Genomic DNA, 493 nt, shown 5'->3' with positions numbered 1-493 from the left:
AGACGCAGGCCCGCGCGGCGCTGCTCGACGTGGTGCCGTTGGACCCGGCCCGGGTGCACCCGATGCCGGCCTCCGACGGCCCCGCCGGGGCCGACCCGGAGGAGGGCGCCGCCCGGTACGCGGCCGAACTGGCCGCCGCCGCCCGGCCCGGCACCGCCGCGCTGCCGCACTTCGACGTGCTCATGCTCGGCGTCGGGGAGGACGGGCACGTCGCCTCGGTCTTCCCGGAGCACCCCGTGCACTACGAGAGCCGACCGGTCAGCGCGGTGCGGGGCAGCCCGAAGCCGCCGCCCGTCCGCACCACGCTGACCCTGCCGACCATCAACACGGCCGAGGAGGTCTGGCTGGTGGCGAGCGGCGCGGACAAGGCCCGGGCCGTGGGCATGGCCCTGGCCGGCGCCGGGCCCGTGCAGCTGCCCGCCGCGGGCGTGCACGGCGTGGGCCGTACGCTCTGGCTGCTCGACCGGGCCGCGGCCGCCGCCGTGCCGGCCCG

The 493-nt window shown here is 79.7% G+C and carries 1 protein-coding gene; it reads left to right on the top strand.

The annotated features are described in order from the left end of the window. Positions 1-493: 6-phosphogluconolactonase (pgl, locus tag SM447_RS30215; RefSeq protein WP_474576259.1), on the top strand; the 493-nt coding region annotated here is incomplete at both ends.

The sequence above is a fragment of the Micromonospora aridisoli genome (assembly GCF_056150025.1).
This window is presented reverse-complemented; position numbering and strand designations above follow the sequence as displayed.